This is a genomic window from Jeotgalibacillus proteolyticus, assembly GCF_050107735.1.
Lineage (GTDB): Bacteria > Bacillota > Bacilli > Bacillales > Jeotgalibacillaceae > Jeotgalibacillus > Jeotgalibacillus proteolyticus_A.
In genome coordinates this window covers 80495-99209 of sequence record NZ_JBNILO010000007.1, presented here as the reverse complement: position 1 = coordinate 99209, position 18715 = coordinate 80495, and the positions used below count along the sequence as shown (strand labels likewise).

At 41.9% G+C, this 18715-nt stretch carries 17 protein-coding genes; 6 read left to right on the top strand and 11 right to left on the bottom strand.

The window, feature by feature from the left end; all coding sequences use genetic code 11:
• The first annotated feature begins 2 nt into the window (after nucleotides 1-2).
• The gene (locus ACQCT8_RS12040) at nucleotides 3-368 is read left to right on the top strand and encodes a spore germination protein GerPE (protein ID WP_426871413.1); all 366 of its coding nucleotides are present in this window, start codon (nucleotides 3-5) and stop codon (nucleotides 366-368) included.
• Nucleotides 369-374: 6 nt separating this feature from the next.
• Nucleotides 375-593, top strand: a complete 219-nt coding sequence (locus ACQCT8_RS12035) for a spore germination protein (protein WP_278242130.1) — start codon at nucleotides 375-377, stop codon at nucleotides 591-593.
• 181 nt (nucleotides 594-774) lie between these two features.
• Here ACQCT8_RS12035 and addA read toward each other — a convergent pair whose 3' ends face one another.
• From addA to ACQCT8_RS12005, 6 genes are all read right to left on the bottom strand, one after another.
• Nucleotides 775-4494, bottom strand: a complete 3720-nt coding sequence (gene addA, locus ACQCT8_RS12030; protein ID WP_426871410.1) for a helicase-exonuclease AddAB subunit AddA — start codon at nucleotides 4492-4494, stop codon at nucleotides 775-777.
• The gene (gene addB / locus ACQCT8_RS12025) at nucleotides 4472-7951 is read right to left on the bottom strand and encodes a helicase-exonuclease AddAB subunit AddB (RefSeq protein ID WP_426871408.1); all 3480 of its coding nucleotides are present in this window, start codon (nucleotides 7949-7951) and stop codon (nucleotides 4472-4474) included. The genes addA and addB overlap by 23 nt, the downstream gene beginning before the upstream one ends.
• A gap of 68 nt (nucleotides 7952-8019) precedes the next feature.
• The gene (locus ACQCT8_RS12020) at nucleotides 8020-8565 is read right to left on the bottom strand and encodes a GNAT family N-acetyltransferase (RefSeq protein ID WP_426871406.1); all 546 of its coding nucleotides are present in this window, start codon (nucleotides 8563-8565) and stop codon (nucleotides 8020-8022) included.
• A 635-nt stretch (nucleotides 8566-9200) separates the two neighbouring features.
• Nucleotides 9201-9758, bottom strand: a complete 558-nt coding sequence (lepB, locus tag ACQCT8_RS12015) for a signal peptidase I (RefSeq protein ID WP_426871404.1) — start codon at nucleotides 9756-9758, stop codon at nucleotides 9201-9203.
• Nucleotides 9713-10426 carry a TVP38/TMEM64 family protein gene (locus tag ACQCT8_RS12010; protein WP_426871402.1) on the bottom strand — a complete coding sequence of 238 codons (714 nt, stop codon included), beginning with the start codon at nucleotides 10424-10426 and terminating at the stop codon, nucleotides 9713-9715. The genes lepB and ACQCT8_RS12010 overlap by 46 nt, the downstream gene beginning before the upstream one ends.
• A 160-nt stretch (nucleotides 10427-10586) precedes the next feature.
• The gene (locus ACQCT8_RS12005) at nucleotides 10587-12578 is read right to left on the bottom strand and encodes a S9 family peptidase (RefSeq protein ID WP_426871400.1); all 1992 of its coding nucleotides are present in this window, start codon (nucleotides 12576-12578) and stop codon (nucleotides 10587-10589) included.
• Between the two features lie 251 nt (nucleotides 12579-12829).
• On the opposite strand from ACQCT8_RS12005, the gene ACQCT8_RS12000 reads away from it, so the two are divergent.
• Nucleotides 12830-13243, top strand: coding sequence for a hypothetical protein (locus ACQCT8_RS12000; protein WP_426871399.1), 414 nt, complete (start codon nucleotides 12830-12832; stop codon nucleotides 13241-13243).
• A gap of 1 nt (nucleotide 13244) precedes the next feature.
• Here the strand turns inward: ACQCT8_RS12000 and ACQCT8_RS11995 are convergent, their stop codons facing one another.
• Nucleotides 13245-13820: a competence protein ComK gene (locus ACQCT8_RS11995; RefSeq protein ID WP_426871397.1), complete on the bottom strand. Its 576-nt coding sequence runs from the start codon at nucleotides 13818-13820 to the stop codon at nucleotides 13245-13247.
• Nucleotides 13821-14029: 209 nt separating this feature from the next.
• Between ACQCT8_RS11995 and ACQCT8_RS11990 the strand changes: the two genes are divergently transcribed.
• Both ACQCT8_RS11990 and ACQCT8_RS11985 read left to right on the top strand, forming a co-directional pair.
• Nucleotides 14030-14269: an IDEAL domain-containing protein gene (locus ACQCT8_RS11990; RefSeq protein WP_426871395.1), complete on the top strand. Its 240-nt coding sequence runs from the start codon at nucleotides 14030-14032 to the stop codon at nucleotides 14267-14269.
• Between the two features lie 173 nt (nucleotides 14270-14442).
• Entirely contained in the window at nucleotides 14443-14805 is a 363-nt protein-coding gene (locus tag ACQCT8_RS11985) for a hypothetical protein (RefSeq protein ID WP_426871393.1), read from the top strand.
• Here the strand turns inward: ACQCT8_RS11985 and ACQCT8_RS11980 are convergent.
• The 4 genes from ACQCT8_RS11980 to ACQCT8_RS11965 all read right to left on the bottom strand — a co-directional run bounded on the left by ACQCT8_RS11980 (nucleotide 14802) and on the right by ACQCT8_RS11965 (nucleotide 17208).
• On the bottom strand, nucleotides 14802-15194 hold the full coding sequence (locus tag ACQCT8_RS11980) for a thiol-disulfide oxidoreductase DCC family protein (RefSeq protein ID WP_426871391.1): 393 nt from the start codon (nucleotides 15192-15194) through the stop codon (nucleotides 14802-14804). The genes ACQCT8_RS11985 and ACQCT8_RS11980 overlap by 4 nt on opposite strands.
• An 18-nt stretch (nucleotides 15195-15212) precedes the next feature.
• Nucleotides 15213-16025: a YihY/virulence factor BrkB family protein gene (locus tag ACQCT8_RS11975; protein WP_426871389.1), complete on the bottom strand. Its 813-nt coding sequence runs from the start codon at nucleotides 16023-16025 to the stop codon at nucleotides 15213-15215.
• Between the two features lie 158 nt (nucleotides 16026-16183).
• A complete protein-coding gene (locus tag ACQCT8_RS11970; protein ID WP_426871387.1) occupies nucleotides 16184-16492 on the bottom strand; it encodes an AzlD domain-containing protein in 309 nt (102 codons plus the stop codon).
• Entirely contained in the window at nucleotides 16489-17208 is a 720-nt protein-coding gene (locus tag ACQCT8_RS11965; RefSeq protein ID WP_426871385.1) for an AzlC family ABC transporter permease, read from the bottom strand. The genes ACQCT8_RS11970 and ACQCT8_RS11965 overlap by 4 nt, the downstream gene beginning before the upstream one ends.
• A 308-nt stretch (nucleotides 17209-17516) precedes the next feature.
• Here ACQCT8_RS11965 and ACQCT8_RS11960 point away from each other — a divergent pair, with 308 nt between their 5' ends.
• The gene (locus ACQCT8_RS11960; protein ID WP_426871383.1) at nucleotides 17517-18599 is read left to right on the top strand and encodes a hypothetical protein; all 1083 of its coding nucleotides are present in this window, start codon (nucleotides 17517-17519) and stop codon (nucleotides 18597-18599) included.
• Nucleotides 18600-18715: the final 116 nt, after the last annotated feature.

The following is an 18715-nucleotide window of genomic DNA, read 5'->3' as shown; positions in this document are numbered from 1 at the left end:
CCATGTCCTCACAAATTAATAAACTTGATATTACGACTGCTTCTTCAAATTCGATTTTGCAGATCGGAGATTCCTGCAGCATTGACAGTAAGGCTCAGGTTATTGCAGTGCAAAGACAGGAAGAACAGTTTTACGGGGATGAGGCTCCCTTTTCAATGTTTGCCATTTTCATGCGTCCTGCCGCCTCTCCCCTTCCCATTCCTTTTCATTACTTAAAGCAGTCAAGCAGTAATACTGTTGATCTATTTACTTTACGGGGAATTTCCAATTCTTCTGTTCTGCATATAGGAGATTCAAAACACATTCGAATGGTGTCGCGCGTGAAGCACATCAGACAGTTGTCCGAGTCACCGAATCAAAAGGAGTGATCCAGTTTGCCTTGTATCACAGGTCCCATTCAAATATTAAATATTGGAGGCGGCACCGTTCAATTTGGAGATACCGCCTTTATCTCCCCTAAAAGCGCTTCTAAGAACACCGCGGGATCAGGTTCTTACAGCACCGGTCCTTTTCACATTTATAATAATGGTTTCAGTTTAAATCAAACATACAATACAACCGGTGTTGATCAGCCGATTGTCGGAAATACCTAAAAAAACCTTCATGAACCTGAATAGAAATCCAGCCATTTTTCAATCTGTTCTTAATCAAAGTTCTAAACCCCGTTCAACAGCAAAATTAAAAAGAGCTGCAGGGTGTCCGTTAGGAACAGACACTCTGCAGCTCTTTACATTATTTTATTTTGCCTCAATTGTCCCCACATACATCATATCTTTACTGATTCATTGGCAAAATGGATCCACCATCAAAGAAATATAAGATGGTTTCATCTATATTCTCATTCAATGTTCGCTCCAGCGCTAGTTTATATAAGGAAAGCTGTGTACTGTATCTTCGCTGCATGACGCTTTTTGCTTGTTCAAAACCATTTTCGAAGCGGTCGGTGATGCGATCTGTTTTGTAATCAAGCAGGACCAACCCTTCCTCATCCTTGAACAGACAGTCCACGACTCCCTGGATCAGGACATTGTCCTGCTGATCGGTTTGAGGAGACGGGAGACCTAATTCAGCTGCGCTCGCTACAAATGTAAACGGCATTTCCCGCCTAACAGTAGGAGCGTTTAGCAGTCGGATGCCTATGGAAGATTCAAAAAAAGAATGGATCTGGGCAATATCCACGACTTGTTTCTGATCGGCCGTTAACAGTTCACGCTGAACCAGTTCATTTAAAAGTTCTTCAATTGAAGATCCTGTGGGTTTTTTATCTAACGGAACATGCTGCATGACCATATGCATTATTGTCCCTTTTTCAGCAGGTGTTATTTTCATTTCCTGCATAAACTTCGGCCGATTAAATAATTTTTTTGATGGTGCTCCCGTGAAGTCAAACGCACTCCGTTCATCCTGCACTTCATTCATTCGCTTAATTTCCGACACAGATTGCTTTGAACGCCGTTTCGTCGCTTGTTCAAAAGGATACTTCCAATTTAGCCTCTCTTTAATTTCTTCTGAAAGGTTTGTTTTAACCGGAACAAGCTGATGATCCTGGACATATTTAAGATAAACTGCGTCCTTTGTGATTGACTGCTCCGTTTTGTGAATACGTGATGCTTCTACGATATCAATGGACCAGCTTGACGGATCCTGCAGAAGGCATTCAGGTTTTTTCAACTGGATTTTTTCTGCATGAGGATGACGGATAAGAGCGGGTCCAATCCAATCCATGTAAGATTTTGCAGTCTTTCTTGTATATTCAGGCAAAAGCCAATTTCTGTGATCTCCTGAAGCCTGCCAATTTTTCATTGCTTTTGTGACATCTGACAACGTAGCCGACATATACATTTTCTCTTTGGCTCTTGTCATTGCAACATACAATACTCTCATTTCTTCCGCTAAATTTTCAAGCTTTTTCTTCTCTTTAAATGCCAGCTGGGGCAGCGTTTCATAGCTGACCCTTTTCTCAGGCTGAACATATGGCAGCGCCAGTCCAAGCTCTTTATCCAAAAAGAATTTTCCTCGAAGATCCATCTCATTAAAAGGACGAGCCATACCGGAAAGAAAGACAATCGGAAACTCCAGTCCTTTGCTCGAGTGAATGGTCATCAGCCGCACAACGTCCTCCTGTTCACTTAAGGCGCGCGCAGCACCCAGATCATCTCCCCGCTCTCTCATCCTCTCAACAAAACGAAGAAATCGAAAAAGACCGCGGAATGAGGTTGATTCATATTGTCTTGCCCGGTCATACAAAGCACGTAAATTCGCCTGCCGCTGTTTCCCTCCTGGTGTACCGCCTACAAAATCATAGAATTGCGTATCCCGGTAAAGCTCCCAAATAAGTTCTGACATCGCTCCGTTTCTAGCCATAGACCTCCATTTTGAAAGCTGATGCATAAACCGTTCCAACTTGTCGTTCAGTTCTTCATCTTCCAGCTTCCCGCCAGTGAGTGTGAATGCCTGAACTGCATCCCAGTAAGTTCCTGAGGAAGCAGCTGTTCTAATATTTCCCAGTTGTTCTTCAGAGCATCTGACAATAGGAGACCGTAATACTGAAGCTAATGGAATGTCCTGATGGGGATTATCAATTATTTTAAGAAGGGACACCATAATCGCTACTTCCGTGGCTTCAAAATAACCGGTAGAAACATTTGCATACAACGGAATTCCTGCATGGCGAAACTCATCCATAATATCAGGTGTCCACGTCATAGATCGGGATAAAATGACAATGTCCCGAAACTGCATCGGACGATACCGGTTTAATTTAGCATCATACACCTGCTGTTCTTCTTCAACCATTCTGCGAATCTCTTTGATCATGACTCTTGCCTCAAGCCTGGACTTATCCAGCTCTTTTTCATCCATGGCATCTTCAGGTACATCTCTTTCGTTTTCGGGAGCGGCCTGATCAATTAATGTAAGCTGAACGGATATATCCTGATCCTCTGGGTAAGAAGCTCCTTTTACAAGCTCGGCTTCCTTATTGTAATCAATCTCACCAACCTGCTGTCCCATTACTTGTCTAAACAGGAAATTTACAGCATCCAATACTTGCGGACGGCTTCTGAAATTTTGAGATAAATCAATTTTCAAGCCTGTTTCTCCATCTGAAAAAGCGGAATACTTACGAAGAAACAAATTTGGTTCCGCAAGCCGAAAACGGTAAATCGACTGCTTCACATCCCCTACCATAAATAGATTGCCATTTTTTTCAGATCCGGTTTTAACGAGCTGAAGAATCGTTTCCTGAACCATATTGGTATCCTGGTATTCATCAACGAGTACCTCTTTAAATTTTTGCTGGTAGTGACGTGCTGCTTCTGACGGTTGCACCGGCTGTCCCGGCACTGAATCAGGGTCCGATAAAATCGCCAGACTATAATGCTCAAGATCCGCAAAATCAACTAATCCTCTTTCTTCTTTCTCCTCTAAAAAACGCTGATTAAATTCCTTGACCAGTTCGACTAATTCCTTCAATTCCCCGGTCATCCTTCTCATATCCTCCAGGTAACTTTGAGGACTTCTGATAAAAAAGGTGTCACGTATTGAATCTATCATTTTTTTTACCTGGTCACGCCATTTTTTTGTTTCCTCTAAGCGCTCTTCATCAAACTCTGATCCTTTGCAGCTTTTTAATCTACTGAAAGATATTAGCTTGATCTGCTCATCCATTTCCGTCCACGTGGCAGCATTTTTTAAGTTTTCCAGCTGCGTCACATCATCCTGAAAATTTTCCCCGCGGGGATAAGGTCCACCAGGCTGCATGCTTGCCTCAAGAGAACGTTTGCTCAGTTGAAGGGCTCCTTCAATTTCTAAATGGATATGAAAAAGAAGATAGTCGACCAAAGGATGCTCATTAATATCATAGTCCTCCGGCACGTTATGAAGCTCAATAATTTGCTTGAGCCACTCATCCGGGTTCGCATGTGATCGGGAAAATGTGTGAAGCTTTCGGACTAATTGATGAAGCGCGTCGTCACTCCGATCGTTCGTTACCGCCTCTGCCAAACCAATAAAGGCATTAGAACTTTCCAGATATTTTTTCTCAAGCAATTCCTCCAATACTTCATCTTTCAGCAGTTCGGCTTCAGTCTGATCAGCAATGCGGAACCCCGGGTCTATGTCGATTAAATAATAATAGGTTCGAATGACGTCCAGGCAAAAGGAATGCAGAGTCGAGATGGAGGCTTTGTTAATTAAGCTCATTTGCTGTCTTAAGTGATAAGAATTGGGAAATTCTTTTAACGCTTTCTCCAGCGTCTGACTCACTCTGTGTTTCATTTCGGCTGCAGAGGCATTGGTAAACGTCACTACAAGCAATTGATCAATATTAATTGGGTTGTCGTCCGTCAGTACTTTTTGAATGATCCGCTCAACTAAAACGGCTGTCTTTCCGGACCCAGCCGCAGCTGCCACTAATATATCCTGGTTCTTGGCCCAAATTGCCTTCCATTGGTCATCGGTCCATATTGCATCAGTCGGTTTTACCGGTATCAAGCTTCCACTCCTCCTCTCTCATGGTCATTAATAAATCTTCGGGCTTTTTAGGCTTCAGCTGCCTGTACTCATTCCCTTCCAGCGCTTCATCAAATTGACAGACAGAACGATACGAACAAAATTGGCACGGCGTCCTTTTTTTAAATTCATATGGATCGATTTTTACATCTCCATCCATAATCCGATCTCCAGATGATTGAAAAATGGTCCGTGTGTGCTTTCTCATTGCACCAAAATGTTCTCTGCTTGCCGTCTTTGAATCCGATCGCAGTGAGCCATCTTTTTTAAATCCTGCTGAAATGACGGATGACTGCCCCTGTTCAAGAGTCTGATCCATCAGCCTGACTGCTTCCTCATCTCCTAAAACGAGACCCTTCATTTTGTATTGTTTAAGAAGTTCGTCTTCGATTTCATCCATAGTAAGGCGTTTCTTGCTTTTTATCAGCGGATTGTGAAGGTGGAAATATAAAATCCCCGCTGGATCTGCTTCGGCCTTAACCAGCTGCTTTGAATTAGACAAAGCGATATCAAGATAGGTCAGCATCTGAAGGGAAAGACCATAATAGATTTCTGTAAAATCTAAGTCCCTTGCACTCGACTTGTAGTCAATCACTCGCAAATATACTTTTTCATCTATACTTGCTGTATCCAGCCTGTCAATTCGTCCCTGCAGCTCCATCACTGTGCCATTGCTCAATGTGAATTTCAGCGGAGGCAGCTCCTGTCTGGGTCCAAATCCTACTTCAACGCCTATTGGTGCAAATCCGCTTGACCTCGCATGCTCGCTAATAATATAAGAGGCCTGTCCAATGATCCCCTCCAGTTTCTTTGCAATATACTGGTAGCGGCTTGAACTTAACAAAATTTCATGTTGAAGCTTAGGCGCGAGGTGACGAACAGATTCTTCTGCCAGTTGAAAACACAATTCCTTTGTAACCTTTTTCCAATCTATTTTCCGAATGATTAGCTGCTCAGAAATCCATTTAAGAGCTGCGTGAAAAAGCTCGCCAATGTTTGGCGCCTCTAGGCGGTAGACACTTCGTTCCTTCAGTTTCAGCCCGTGACTGGCAAAATGAGAAAAAGCACAGCTGTTAAATTTCTCCATCCTTGAAACACTTGCAAGAATAGAAGAACCATAGAGCTCTTTTGTTGTTGAAGAATTAAGTGTCTGGGTATTATTGCGGTAAAATAAACTCGACAATATTTTTCTGCTTGTCTCTTTCCAAACATCGTCCTGAACATAAAAGTTATAAACATCCCACCATACATCCGCTATTGAATAATCACGTTTTAGCTGCTGAAGCTGCGTGGTCATGAAGGAAACTGCAGCCCCGGGATGAGAGATATAATCAAGCTGTTTATCACCTGGCAATTCCACCGGATCATTGACCGCCATTTTTATGGTTGTATCCGGCAGCATCTCCTTCACCCTGTTTATATATGGGGAAGCAAGCAGAGCCTTCCCTTCTTCATCTGCGATGGGGTACGATATAAAAAGTCCCCGGGAAGAAGCAGTAAAAGCCCTGTAAGCAATAAATTCTTCGTCCTGCAATCTGGTTCTGGCACTTGGTGCTACCCTCATACCTGAGCGCTCGAGCCAATCCCGGTCATCCTCCGCCAGGATTCCTTCATCCTGTATACGGGAGGGCATAACCCCATCATTAACTCCAGCCACGAACGTAATTTTAATATCCGGAAGCCTGGAGTTTTCCAAATCCGCAACAACTACATGGTCTATTGAAGGAGGGACTAACGAGAAGTTCATTGATTCAAGACCCGCATCGAGCAGATCGACAAAATTTGCAGTGTCCATTGCTTCGTCACCAAGCATTTCCACCATCTGATCCAGTAAATCCATAATCGCGTTCCATGCCTGGTCATGTTCTCTTGCTCTGAGTATGTTTCCTCGTTCTTCTGACATTAAAGACAGCTGTTCCAGCTTTTCAGGAATTTGCAACTCCTCTAAGAACTGATAAACAGACTGACACTTGTTTCTTGCAGTTTTGCTTCTTTCCAGCTTTTTCTGTAATCTCTGCATTGGTTCAACAATTAAATTTCTGGCTTCGTTTATTTCAATCTCAATACTCTCTTCATCTTTCGTTTGAGCAGTATCAACAAAGTCAAGACCTCTAAATCGGCGGTAATGAAATTTGTCCTTTTTTGTCCACCTGTCTCCATGGATTCCATGCGCGAGAACAAAATTCTCCAAACGGTCCATCTGCTGCCGGACTTTATAGCCTCTAGTTAAATCAGGAAAAAACAGCTCTGTTTTCACTGCACGAAAAACAGATTCATACCGCCAGTTTTTAACCACGATTTCCAGTGTGGATCGTATAAATTCAACAAGAGGATGATTAAGCATTGTCCTTTTTTCGTCAATAAAAAACGGAATATCATAATCGTGAAAAATGGGCTCAATTAATTCATGATAAGCGTGTCCGTTGCGAATTAATACAGCGATATCTTTATAGCGCATGCCTTCATCCCGTGCTTTTAGTCTTATTTCCCGGGCAATGCTTTCCACTTCTGCACGGCGGTTTGCCGCCTCGGTTATGACAACATCCGTCCCGTTCTTTGAAGCTGATCCTCTTTCCTGAAAGTTTGCTTCTAAGAATGCGAGGTCCGGTGATTCATAGCGGGTGTTGTTCTTTTCATGCTCCACATTTACAGGGATCTTCTTTTTTGCTGACAGTTCTTTTAATTGAATAAATGTTTCATTGGTTTGACGGAATAGTGCCATATTAGTTTGAGGCTCATCCATTGTTAATGAAACCGTTACATTTTTTCCATTTTCAATCAGTTCACCGAGCACTAAAAGTTCCTGCGGGGTAAAGCTGTGAAAACCATCGATATAAATTTCCGCTTCGTTAATCCAGGAAGAACGCGCTATGTTTTCAGCAAGTAATCGAAAATAATCTTCTGCGTCAATGTACTTTCCAAGCAGCTGAGCATCAAAATTCCGATAAATTTTTTCAAGATCCTGGAGCTTATCCACCAGAGATTTAGGCGCATTCGAAGCACTCAGGTCTGCTGCCTGCTGAAGTAAATCTTCCGGTTGAATACAATACCTTCTTAATTCTGTAATCAATGATTCTACATGCTGAATAAAACCGTGCTTCGAAGCTGCCCGGCCAAACAGATTTAATTCATCTTTTTGTTCATTGATGATTTTGCGTATCAGCATATTGATCCCGACTTGACTGACATGCTGCCGAGCAGCTCCGCCCGTTTCCTGAAGAATCCGCCAGGCCAGTCTGGTAAAGCTGAAAACCTGAGCACGCACCATTCCTGACGCTTCAGAGGCAAGACGGTATTCAGATTGAAATGTCATTTGTTCAGGAACAAGCAAAACGAGAGGATGTCCATCAGGATCCTGCTTTAATTTCTGCTGAATGTCCTGCATCATAGCAGATGTTTTACCAGAGCCAGAGCGGCCCACTTTTATCGTAACAGTCACATATGCCCCTCCCTCTGTTTTTTTTATAATTATATCATTAACGAAACATACGTTCTATTTATTATTACTCATATAGCACCTTCAAAAGGATCTTTCCACTCTGATTTCAGCAATCCGAATAAAATCATATCGTGCTTTTTGCCGTTTCTTTCAATAAACTCCCTGTACACACCTTCACGGGTAAAACCAAGTGCCGCATATAAACGCACAGCCGGTTCATTATAAGAAAAAACAGTGAGCTGAAGGCGGTTCAAATTCAGTTCCAGAAAAGCATAACGCATGCACGACTCCATTGCTTCTCTTCCATATCCCTTGCCCCAATGGGCTTTTTCTCCAATTGCGATTGAGACCCACGCATTACGATGGTTCCACAGAATCCCATCCAGTTCTACAAATCCAATCAGCTCGTTTCCCTGTTTAAGCCGGATCCCAAAACGCTGAGAATAGGCATCTTTCTCATACCACCAATCCTTCAGCTCCTGAACAGTTTGAAAACGATATGGCTTTGCATCTAACCTTCTAACCAATGACTCATGCAAATACCAACTTGACATCTTCTCAAACTCTTCCTCATAAACAGGACCCAGCAAAATATTCTCATTCGTCAGCAACATCCCAAATCCCCCCTTACCAAACTATTCTAGACAAAAACCAACAAAACCTCCAATTATAAGTAAAAGCGGAAGGCGCTCGTTCAGCTCCGACAAGCATAAGGAGCGGTGACCATGCAGGCATGCCCTTCGCCTGCTAGGTCAGCGTGACTTATGACTCGAGGAGATAGCGCCTGCAGCTGGATATCAGTAAAAGCGAAAGGCGCTCGTCCAGCTCCGACAAGCATAAGCCGGCCTGCACTCATAGGCGCCTTTTGCCTATTGGGCAGGGTGGCTTATGACCTCGAGGAGCTAGCGCCTGCAGCTGGATATATTTAAAAGCGGAAGCGGGCGTTTAGGGGCGACAAGCATAAGACGACCTGCACTAATAGGCGCTCTTTGCCTATTGGGAAGGGTGGCTTATGTCTCGAGCCCCTGCCCGCTGGAGCTGAATATCAGTAAAAGCGAAAGGCGCTCGTCCAGCTCCGACAAGCATAAGGAGCGGTGACCATGCAGGCATGCCCTTCGCCTGCTGGGTCAGCGTGACTTATGACTCGAGGAGCTAGCGCCTGGAGCTGGATATCAGTAAAAGCGGTAGGCGCTTGTCCAGCTCCACGATCTTAAAATACAAATAAAAAAGACCAGTCTGAGACTAGTCCCTATTCATAAAACGTCATATTCATCTCATTTAAAGGCCAATAGCGTAAATTCACTTTCCCAACTACTGTGTCCTGCTCTACAAAACCAAAAATACGGCTGTCGAGGCTTTCCTTGCGGTTATCACCAAGGACAAAAATCATATCCTCCGGAACCTCCATTTCACCCGTAAGCTCTTCGAGTGTAAAATCTCCAGTCAGCCTTTCATCAGATCCCAGTTCGCGAAACTCATCCAAATAAGGTTCATCATACGCTTCGCCGTTAATATATAGTTGATCATTTACGTATGAGACTTCGTCGCCTGGAAGACCAATCACACGTTTGACATAATCTTCCGCTTCACTGGCATGAAAAACGATTACATCAAAACGTTCAAGCTCGCCAAGCTGATAGCCTATTTTATTTACAACAAGCTTATTTCCATCCTCAAGCGTTGGCTGCATTGAGACGCCTTCAACTACGTAGTTTGAAAACAGAAATACCCTAACGATTAAAACGATAATAATACCGACCGCTAGTGCTTTGATCCATTCGAAGCCTTCTTTCTTCCATGAGTCCATTTAGTCTCCAACCTTTCAATCTTCGCAGACTTCCCATCATCATCTTGCTTTTCATAAATGATTATATCACGTTCCATTTTTTTATTTATTCTTGCTTCGACTTTTTTTCCTACCAGCCATAATACTATAATAACAGCCAAAACAATTCCTGTCTTTGCAGGCTGCCTGATTAATGAAACAATGTCTGCTCCTATGAAAGAAATAGTGGAAATCATCACTAACTTTCCTGTAACAACAGCGAGCATATACTGAAAAATGCTGATCCTCGACAAACCTGCTACTACATTAACCAGGGCTGATGGAGTAAAAGGGAAGCACAGTAGTAGAAAAAGTGGTCCAAACCCATGCCGCTCAACCCATGTAGTAAGTTTTTTTACTTGCTTTTGATTTCGTAAAAAGGCCAAAAACCGCTTGTCTCCAAACCTTCTGATAAGAAGAAAAACAAGCAAAGCTCCGATACTCGCTCCGGCCCATGAAAGTAAAATACCTCCGAGCAGACCATATGCGTTGGCATTTGCAACCACAAAAACAACTAAAGGCAAAAACGGAAGGAAGGCCTCTATGATGGGCAGCAGCAAACCTAAAAGCGGTCCAAACGAGCGGTATTCACCTATCACTTCACGAAGATTTTCAACCGTTAACCATGCTTCAACCGTTTCAAACGTCATTTGAATGCTCCTCAAATTAAAATCACCGGAATAGATACGCTTTGCATTTTCAGTATAGCATAATTTCTTTTTTATACTGCATTTGGTGTGTACTCATTTTTCCCTTATTTTTCTGCAATTAAACAAAGGGTCTGCACTTTTGGCGCAGACCCTAAAGTTTTTATAAATATTTTGCAAACCAGTCAGTTACATGGTTCAAGCGTTCAATCCTCAGTTTGGGTTTACCGGTTCTTGAAAGATTGTGATCAGATTCAGGGAATCGGACCAGTGTTGCTGTTTTTTCCTGTTTTTTTAGTGCAATATACAACTGCTCTGCCTGCTCGATTGGACAGCGATAGTCTTTTTCGCTGTGCATAATAAGCAGCGGTGTGTTAATCGCGTTGACATAGGCAAGAGGAGAGTGTTTCCAAAGCGTGTCTATGTCGTTTAAATCAGCCTGGATTTGCCACTCACTGAAGTAGTACCCTATATCACTTACTCCATAAAAACTGATCCAGTTGCTTATGCACCGCTGAGTTACTGCTGCTTTAAAACGATCCGTATGCCCTACAATCCAGTTTGTCATAAAACCGCCATAACTTCCTCCGGTCACACCGAGTCGATTTTCATCAATAAAATCGTATTCCTGCAGTACATAGTCAACTGCTGCCATTAAATCATTGTAATCATTTCCACCATAATCTCCGCGGACCGCATTTACAAATTTCTGTCCATAGCCGTGGCTTCCTCTTGGATTAACAAAAACAACTGCGTATCCCTGTGCTGCGAGCAGCTGCATTTCATGAAAAAAGGAATGGGCATACATGGCATGTGGGCCGCCATGAATTTCAAGGATTAACGGGTATTTTTCTCCTTCGGTGAATCCGGCAGGACGCAGCAGCCAGCCATGAACGTCCCAGTCATCAGCCCCCTTGCAAAAAAATGATTCAGGCTGAACGATTTCCACATTATCGATATACTCTTTATTAATAGTTGTCACTTGAGTATTTTTTCCTGTTGGAATATGAAGCACGTGCAAATCTCCTGGATTTGTTTGTGTGCTGATCGCTGCAATCACCTGCTGCGAGCTGCCGTGAACGTCAAATCCATAAATATGGTGATCTCCGTCTAAGGCTGGATATACTTCCCCTTTTATTGAACCAAAATAAAGTGATACACTGCCTTGATCACTCATAACAAAATAAAAGCTTTCATTATCATTCCAAACCAGGCTTTGCATCACGGCTCCCTGCTGAATATCTGCTACTGCGAAGTCACCAACAGGAGCATCGATCCCTGCAGTAATACATTGGCTGTCTCCGGTGGCAGAATCAAAAACCCAAAGCTTTGCATGAGAGGCATTTTCATACGTTCTCTCCGTTGCAACATATCCTATTTTTTCTCCGTCCGGCGACCAAGAAGCACCTATTATATATCCCTCGTTGGTTTTAATTTTATCCCGTGTAAGATGCTTTAGTGAAAAAACGTATAATTCACTATTAAACGAAAAATCTTTGTTATCTGCTTCATCGTTTGCTGCATACGCTATTTTTTCCCCATCCGGAGACCAGTCAAGCAGCGTATAACTATTGTCCCCTTCAGTAATTTGCTTAATTTCATTAACAGACAAGTCCAGAATAGCTATATGCTGCTCCTTATCTTCTAGTAAACCGGACCCATCCGCTTTGTATTTCATCGTGTTTGTAACGTAAACTTTTAAATCATTTTTGTTATTTTCTTCAATGGTGTCATCACCCTTAGGAATCGTCTCACCTTTCTCCAATGAAGTGGTAAAAGCAATTTTTGTACTGCATGGCGACCAGATTGGATGGGACGCACCGTGTTCGGCCTCCGATAGCTGCTTTGCCTCTCCCCCTGATTTAGATAAGAGATAAAGCTGGTTTTTCCCGCTTCGGTTGGAAACGAATACAACTTTTCCCCCATCCGGCGACCACCTAGGCGAAGAAACTCTTTCGTCTGCATATGTCCATTGTGAGAGTTTTCCGTCTGAAACATTCATGTGATATAAGTGTGATACATATGTATGCTTATCTGAATCAATATGAGTTTTTACAAAGAGGACTTCCTGCCCGTCAGGAGACCACCTTGGATCTGTTGCTGAGTGAATTGCGTATAAATCGTCTGCTGTTACTTTCTTTTTTTCTGCCACCATTACCCCTCCACATTCTACTGGTATTTCGTCATTCAAAATAATCTGCATGTTCTATTATCAGATTTTTTTGTAAATAATGCAAATTGTAAAGCTGCCTCAAGACGATTATGCCCGGGTAGTATAAAAAATCCGTATTGATGATCGCTGCTCTGACAACCGGTATCTGAAGAAAAAAATTCCTGTTGTAAGTTCTATAAATGTGTGTAGAATAATATATACGAACATACGTTCTTTTTTGGAGGAGATTCACTATGACGAGAATACCGGCTGAGGATCGTGACTTACTGGAAAACGCTTTTTACTTTCCCATGCTTTTAACCGTTTTAGAACGGGATCGTCAACTGATTGAGCAAAGCAGTTTTAAACTTAAAAAACCGTATCTTGAAATTATTGAAGCTGCAATGAGGGCGGTACAGGCTGATCTGGCTGCCGTTAAGAAAAAAATGAAGATGAAAAATATGAAGGTGGTTAAACTGGGTTCGGATGAAGCCTTTACTTCCTATTTGTTTATTTACCGGGGGTATGAGGAAAGACATAACTATTTTAACCCGAGGCTTCGGAATCATACGGAGAACTTGCTCCGTTTCTACCTTTTGGAAAGGTTAAACACGAAGATGGAAGAACAAAAATTGCCTCCATCTGCCGGTATAACCTTTCAGAATTAATTTATACCCGCTTACGCTCGATCCGATTTAAATATTCCATAATCATCAATCGGTTTGCCTGACGCTCCACTGTGTATTCAGGCTCTGTTTTTTCTCTTATTTCATCCAGGTTAAGCTGAGCTTTGCAAAATAAATGCGACGCTTTATAATATTGCTGAATAAAGGATTGGTATGAAACGGGAAGACTTCTTTCGCTTCCATCTATAAATAAAACCTTGGTATAGTTTCCCTGGCATGCCTGCTGATCATGTGTGTGCTTAAGTGAAACCCAATGATTATGCGGATTTGTATCCGAGTGAGTAGAATAAAAATATACGCCAGTAACGGGGTCTATTACAATAGGAGGCTTGTGGCGAATATTCGTTAAAGACTTTGTCGATAATTTTCGGCCTTCATATGAAGACAAAAAGTAGAGGCAGGAAGATTGTATAATCTCCTGAGGCTGCTTTTCTGCAATAATAGGCTCAGCATTCTTCTCATATATTATAGTTTTCTTTTCCTTTCCCTCCATCCAAGGCTCAAGCAGCATCGTATGAGTATGGATTATATAAGAGTCTACGCGTTTAAATTCTTCCATTAAATCACTCCCTTTTATTATTATGGAATAATAATATCGATATAGTCGACGGTTGTATATATTAAATTACATTTTTTTATATTTTTACAAAACTATAGAACTATATTTACAATTGATACATATGAATCACCGTAAAAAGAAAAGTATTTAATGGTTGAAATTTTTCTGATTATTCACTATAATGAAAAAAAGTAGCAGAGGTGATGAAGATGGAAAATAACAAGTCGTTCGCAGAATTCATGAATGAGTCAACCGTCCCTCAAAAACAATCAAGTGAAATGACGATGATGGAAATATACGTTGATATGGTACTCAACGAAATATTAATCAAGCATCGCAAAGAAAAATTGTTAATCGCAATTAATGACGCATTGGATCAAAAAGATCAAAAAGCGTTCATGGAATACTCGAAAGAATTAAATACTTTAAAGGACACACACGGTGTGTAAAGATTGAACCCCCTCCCTTCAAAATAAATACAGTAAAGGAGGGGGTTCAGTATATTAAAATTTCAGTGCTTTTTTATTTTTCAATAAATCGTCATGGATAATGGTAGCATTGGCCTCTTGAATCATGAATAATAGGTTTATACACTATATTCTTCAAGGCAAGGGGTCTGTTCATGAATCACTATGAATTAAATTCTGTATTTCTAGCCATCCTCGAATGGGGATATGTGGCGGTTGCAGCTGGAATTATACTATTTACTTTGTGGTCAGTAAAAAAATATCCTGAATTGAAAACGATCCTTTTATGGCTGATCGTTCATCTGATTTTAATGATTGGCGCTCATTTATTGTTCTGGATGGGATTGGGAAACCAGTCAGATGGTCTTACACCGATCGATAATGCGGTTGATCAAATCCATTTTCTTATGGGTGTTGCGGGTCTTTTATGGTTAATGGGAATGCTGTGTCTCGTGCTTTGCATTCAGCTCTTAAAAGACCGTTTTTCTGTAAAATTAAAAAAGAGCGGAGAAGGCTAATCCAAAAGCCTTCTTCGCTCTTCTTTTGTAGGAAGATCACATTGCTCTTTTCTTCCAAACCAATGAAATCGATTACGTGCGATAAAATCGTAGACAAGATCTCTCAGAGGCTTGGGAATGACTAAACCGAGCGAGAGGAAGCGCACGGGACCTTCAAGCTCTCTGCAAATCCGAAGCGCAGCTGTCGATTTGCTCCACATATAATCATTCTCAACTAAAAGCACAGAATCAATCATAGGATCTGATTTGTACGTTTTTGTCAGTTTCCGGCCGATATCCCCTTGCAGAGAAGCAAACTTAAACTTTCCTGAGGGATCCCGCTTCATAATAAATTGAATACTCCAGTTGCATACGTGACAATCGCCGTCAAACAGCACAATAGCTGACAACTTTCTTCCCCCTTTTCTTTAGCGGCTCTTATGTTGAATAGAATAGGCGTTTAATAAGCCTCCAAATAATAAAATAAAGGCAGTTAGATAAAACCATACGAGAAGCACAACAACAGAACCAAGCTGTCCATATAATTGAGTGTAGTTACCGTAACCTACATAAAGAGAAAATGCTTCAGATATCCCCTGCCAGCCAATTGTAACAAATAAAGCACCCGGAATTACAGATTTCCAGCCTAATTTCCGGCTGGGCAAGTAGCGGTAAAGCAGCCAGAAAAATAAAAACAAAATAAGAGACCCAAGCCCCCATCTGATTGGTCCCCATAATGACAGCCAATCAACCTGCAGCCAGACAGCATTTTCTGCCAAGCGCCGGACAAATTTTTCTAATATAGGAATTAATATAGTTAATGGCAAGATAAAGATTAATCCTACAGTTAAAAAGAAGTCACTGAATAATCCTTTTAAAAAATTCTTCTCTCTTTTTATTTGATACGTATCATTTAAAGACCGGACAAGTGATTGAATGGCCATTGAAGACAGCCAGAATGTAGATATGACACTAATCGAGAGAATTTGACCCTGTCCTGAGTCTAGGATAGAGGACAAATTAGATTCGATTAAATCATATGTACTAGGCGGTGCATATGGCTGTATTACGGCAATTAATTCATCTGATCGAATCGGAAAGAAACTTGCAATAGACATAACCATAAAAAGGAATGGAAAAATTGACAGCATAAAATAATATGCTGTTTGAGCCGATTGATCATAAAATCCTTCTTTAAAAAAACGCTTTAAGGCATAGATAAAGCGGTCTGCTATTTCCATTCAATTCCCTGCCTTCTATTAGTTCTTGCACCCGCATGCTCATTTTTTACAGCAGCAAAAAAGAGCGGATGATCATGTATATGGATTCTTCCACATACTATACCATCCTACTCCACCTTCCCGCCATTTCCTGTTGGTTTAAACAAAATTCTTTAATGCTAAAAAACAGCCATATAACCTGAAAGGACAATAATTGAACCAATCACAACGATCATAACATTAGCTCCAGCCAGTGCAAGCGCAAATGCAGCAAATGCTCCTACCAATCCAAACCAGATATCTCCTTCCCTGATAAGAAGAATTCCAGGGAATATTAATGCGCCTAATACAGCATACGGAATACTGCTTAGGAAAGACTGAATAAATGGAGGCAGATCCTTTCCTTCCAAAATGGTAAACGGCAGCACGCGGGGAATATAAGTAACAACCGCCATTCCTGCAATTAATAAGAGCATCTCCCAATTCATTGAACCCCCGCCTTCCTCTTGAGTAAGATTGCTGTCTCAACTGCTGCTGCAGAGAGTATAGTAGAAACAATAATTGCCCACCCGGTTTCCATTGAATCTGTAAGAATTAAAGCACTGTTAATGCAGCCTGCGATCAGGGCCAGGTATAAGACCTTGATACTCTTTCTCAGAGAAGGCATGAGAAGACCCACAAACATTGCATACAAAGCTATGGACATGGCTGCTTGAAGGAAATCCGGCAGACTTGCACCGATTAAATGACCTGCACCTGTGTTTAAGACCCAGCTCCCATAGGCCACCAACATAACACCAAGTGCGAATGATGCAGAAGATTTACCGCTTCTAGTAGCAATAACCGTAAAGGTTTCATCTGTAATGCCAAACGCGTACAAAGATTTTGTTCTTTTTGGTGCGTCGTCCATCTTTTCATTTAAAGAAGCAGACATTAAAAAATGACGGATGTTTACAATAAAGGTATTAAAAATAATGACGCCAATCCCAACCCCGCCCGCAATTAAGGATAAAGATATGTATTGAGCTGCCCCGGCGAAAACAAGCATACTCATTAAAATGGCTTCTAACAGCGTGAGTCCAGTTGTTTTAGCAAGCAATCCAAATGTTAAAGCAACCGGGACATACCCTACTGCAATGCTCATGCCTGCCTGAATTCCTTTTTTAAAATCAGATTGAATAGATTGTACTGCGGTTTGCTGCATGATATTCCCCTGCCTTTATACAGTAAGTTATGTATAATCTTCAATTCTTACAAACTCTTATTTTAGACGTTCCTTCTGATTGATTACTATAGTATACAAATACGTGCAGGAACAAACAACGGATGAAGCGAAAAAATCACAAATTGCTCGAGCCTGCTCAGCATCATATTCCATATTAAATAATTTAAAGCCATTATGTTTCCGTTTCAATCTGATTACAACAGTCTAACCTTGAGAAAATTGTGTTAGCATTACTTCTAGCTTGTCCCTGTATACCCAATCTTTTCATTTAAAAGGATGTGGAAAACATGACGAAAAAAAACACACAGCTGTTTGCGGCGGTTTTAGTTATACTGCTTTTAGGAGCATGCACCCCGCAGAGTTCTGAAGAGGCAGCAGAAGAAGCTCCGGAAAAAGAAGAAGCCCAGCCTGAGGAGAAGAAGGAACCCGAGGCACCTTACCAGGCCTTAACTCCCTCCGAAGATGCTGTTCCTTTAAATGAAAGTTTATCCCAGGAGGAGCAAAATAATATGCCGGAGCAGCAGATGGCGCTTGGCGGCGACTCTGCCCGATCCATTCCTGCTGGTGCAACACTTGCGAAGGATATAGAGGATCAAACAGATGGACCGTTGAAGGATCATCGGCTCGTTGCTTATTATGGCACGCCTCAATCTGAAAACATGGGAATTCTCGGGACACTTGAGCCTGAAGAGTTTATGAAGCAGCTGAAAGAACAGACGCAGGCTTATTCGGATGCGGATCCGGACAGACCGGCGATTCCAACTATTGAACTGATAACTACGATGGCTCAACGTGATCCAGGCCCTAATGGAACGTACGTCAGCCAGCTCCCCGATGAAAAAATCGAGGAGTATGTAAATCTGGCAGAGAAGCACGACGCGATTGTTCTTCTTGATATCCAGCTCGGAACCGATACCGTAATGAATCAGGTAAAGAGCATTGAAAAATGGCTTAAGCATCCGCATGTTCATCTGGCGATCGATACTGAATTTCAGGTGGATGAAGGCGAAGTACCGGGTGTAGACCTTGGCCAGGTTAATGGCCAGGAAGTTCAGGAAGCTGTTAAATACCTGTCCAAGCTGACTGAAGAAAACAATCTGCCTGATAAGTTCTTACTCGTCCATCAGTTCACGGAGCATGTGCTGACCAATAAAGATGCCATCCAGCCAACCGAAAACGTCGAAGTTGCACTTAATTTTGACGGCTGGGGAAATTCAACTGATAAAATGGCGCTCTATAAAAAGTATGTTCGCGATGACCCTTTTCAGTATGGAGGCTTTAAGGTTTTTTACGATAAAGACGAGCCTGTCATGACGCCTGAAGAAGTGGTAAAACTCGAACCAAGCCCCGCAATTGTAAATTATCAGTAGAAAAATGAGAGCCTGAGACACATGTGTCTCAGGCTCTTTGGCCGGTTCACCTGGCTGCAGGCGGACGCTCTTAGCAGAAGTCCACGCTGCTTTACTCACCTCACACTACTAATAGA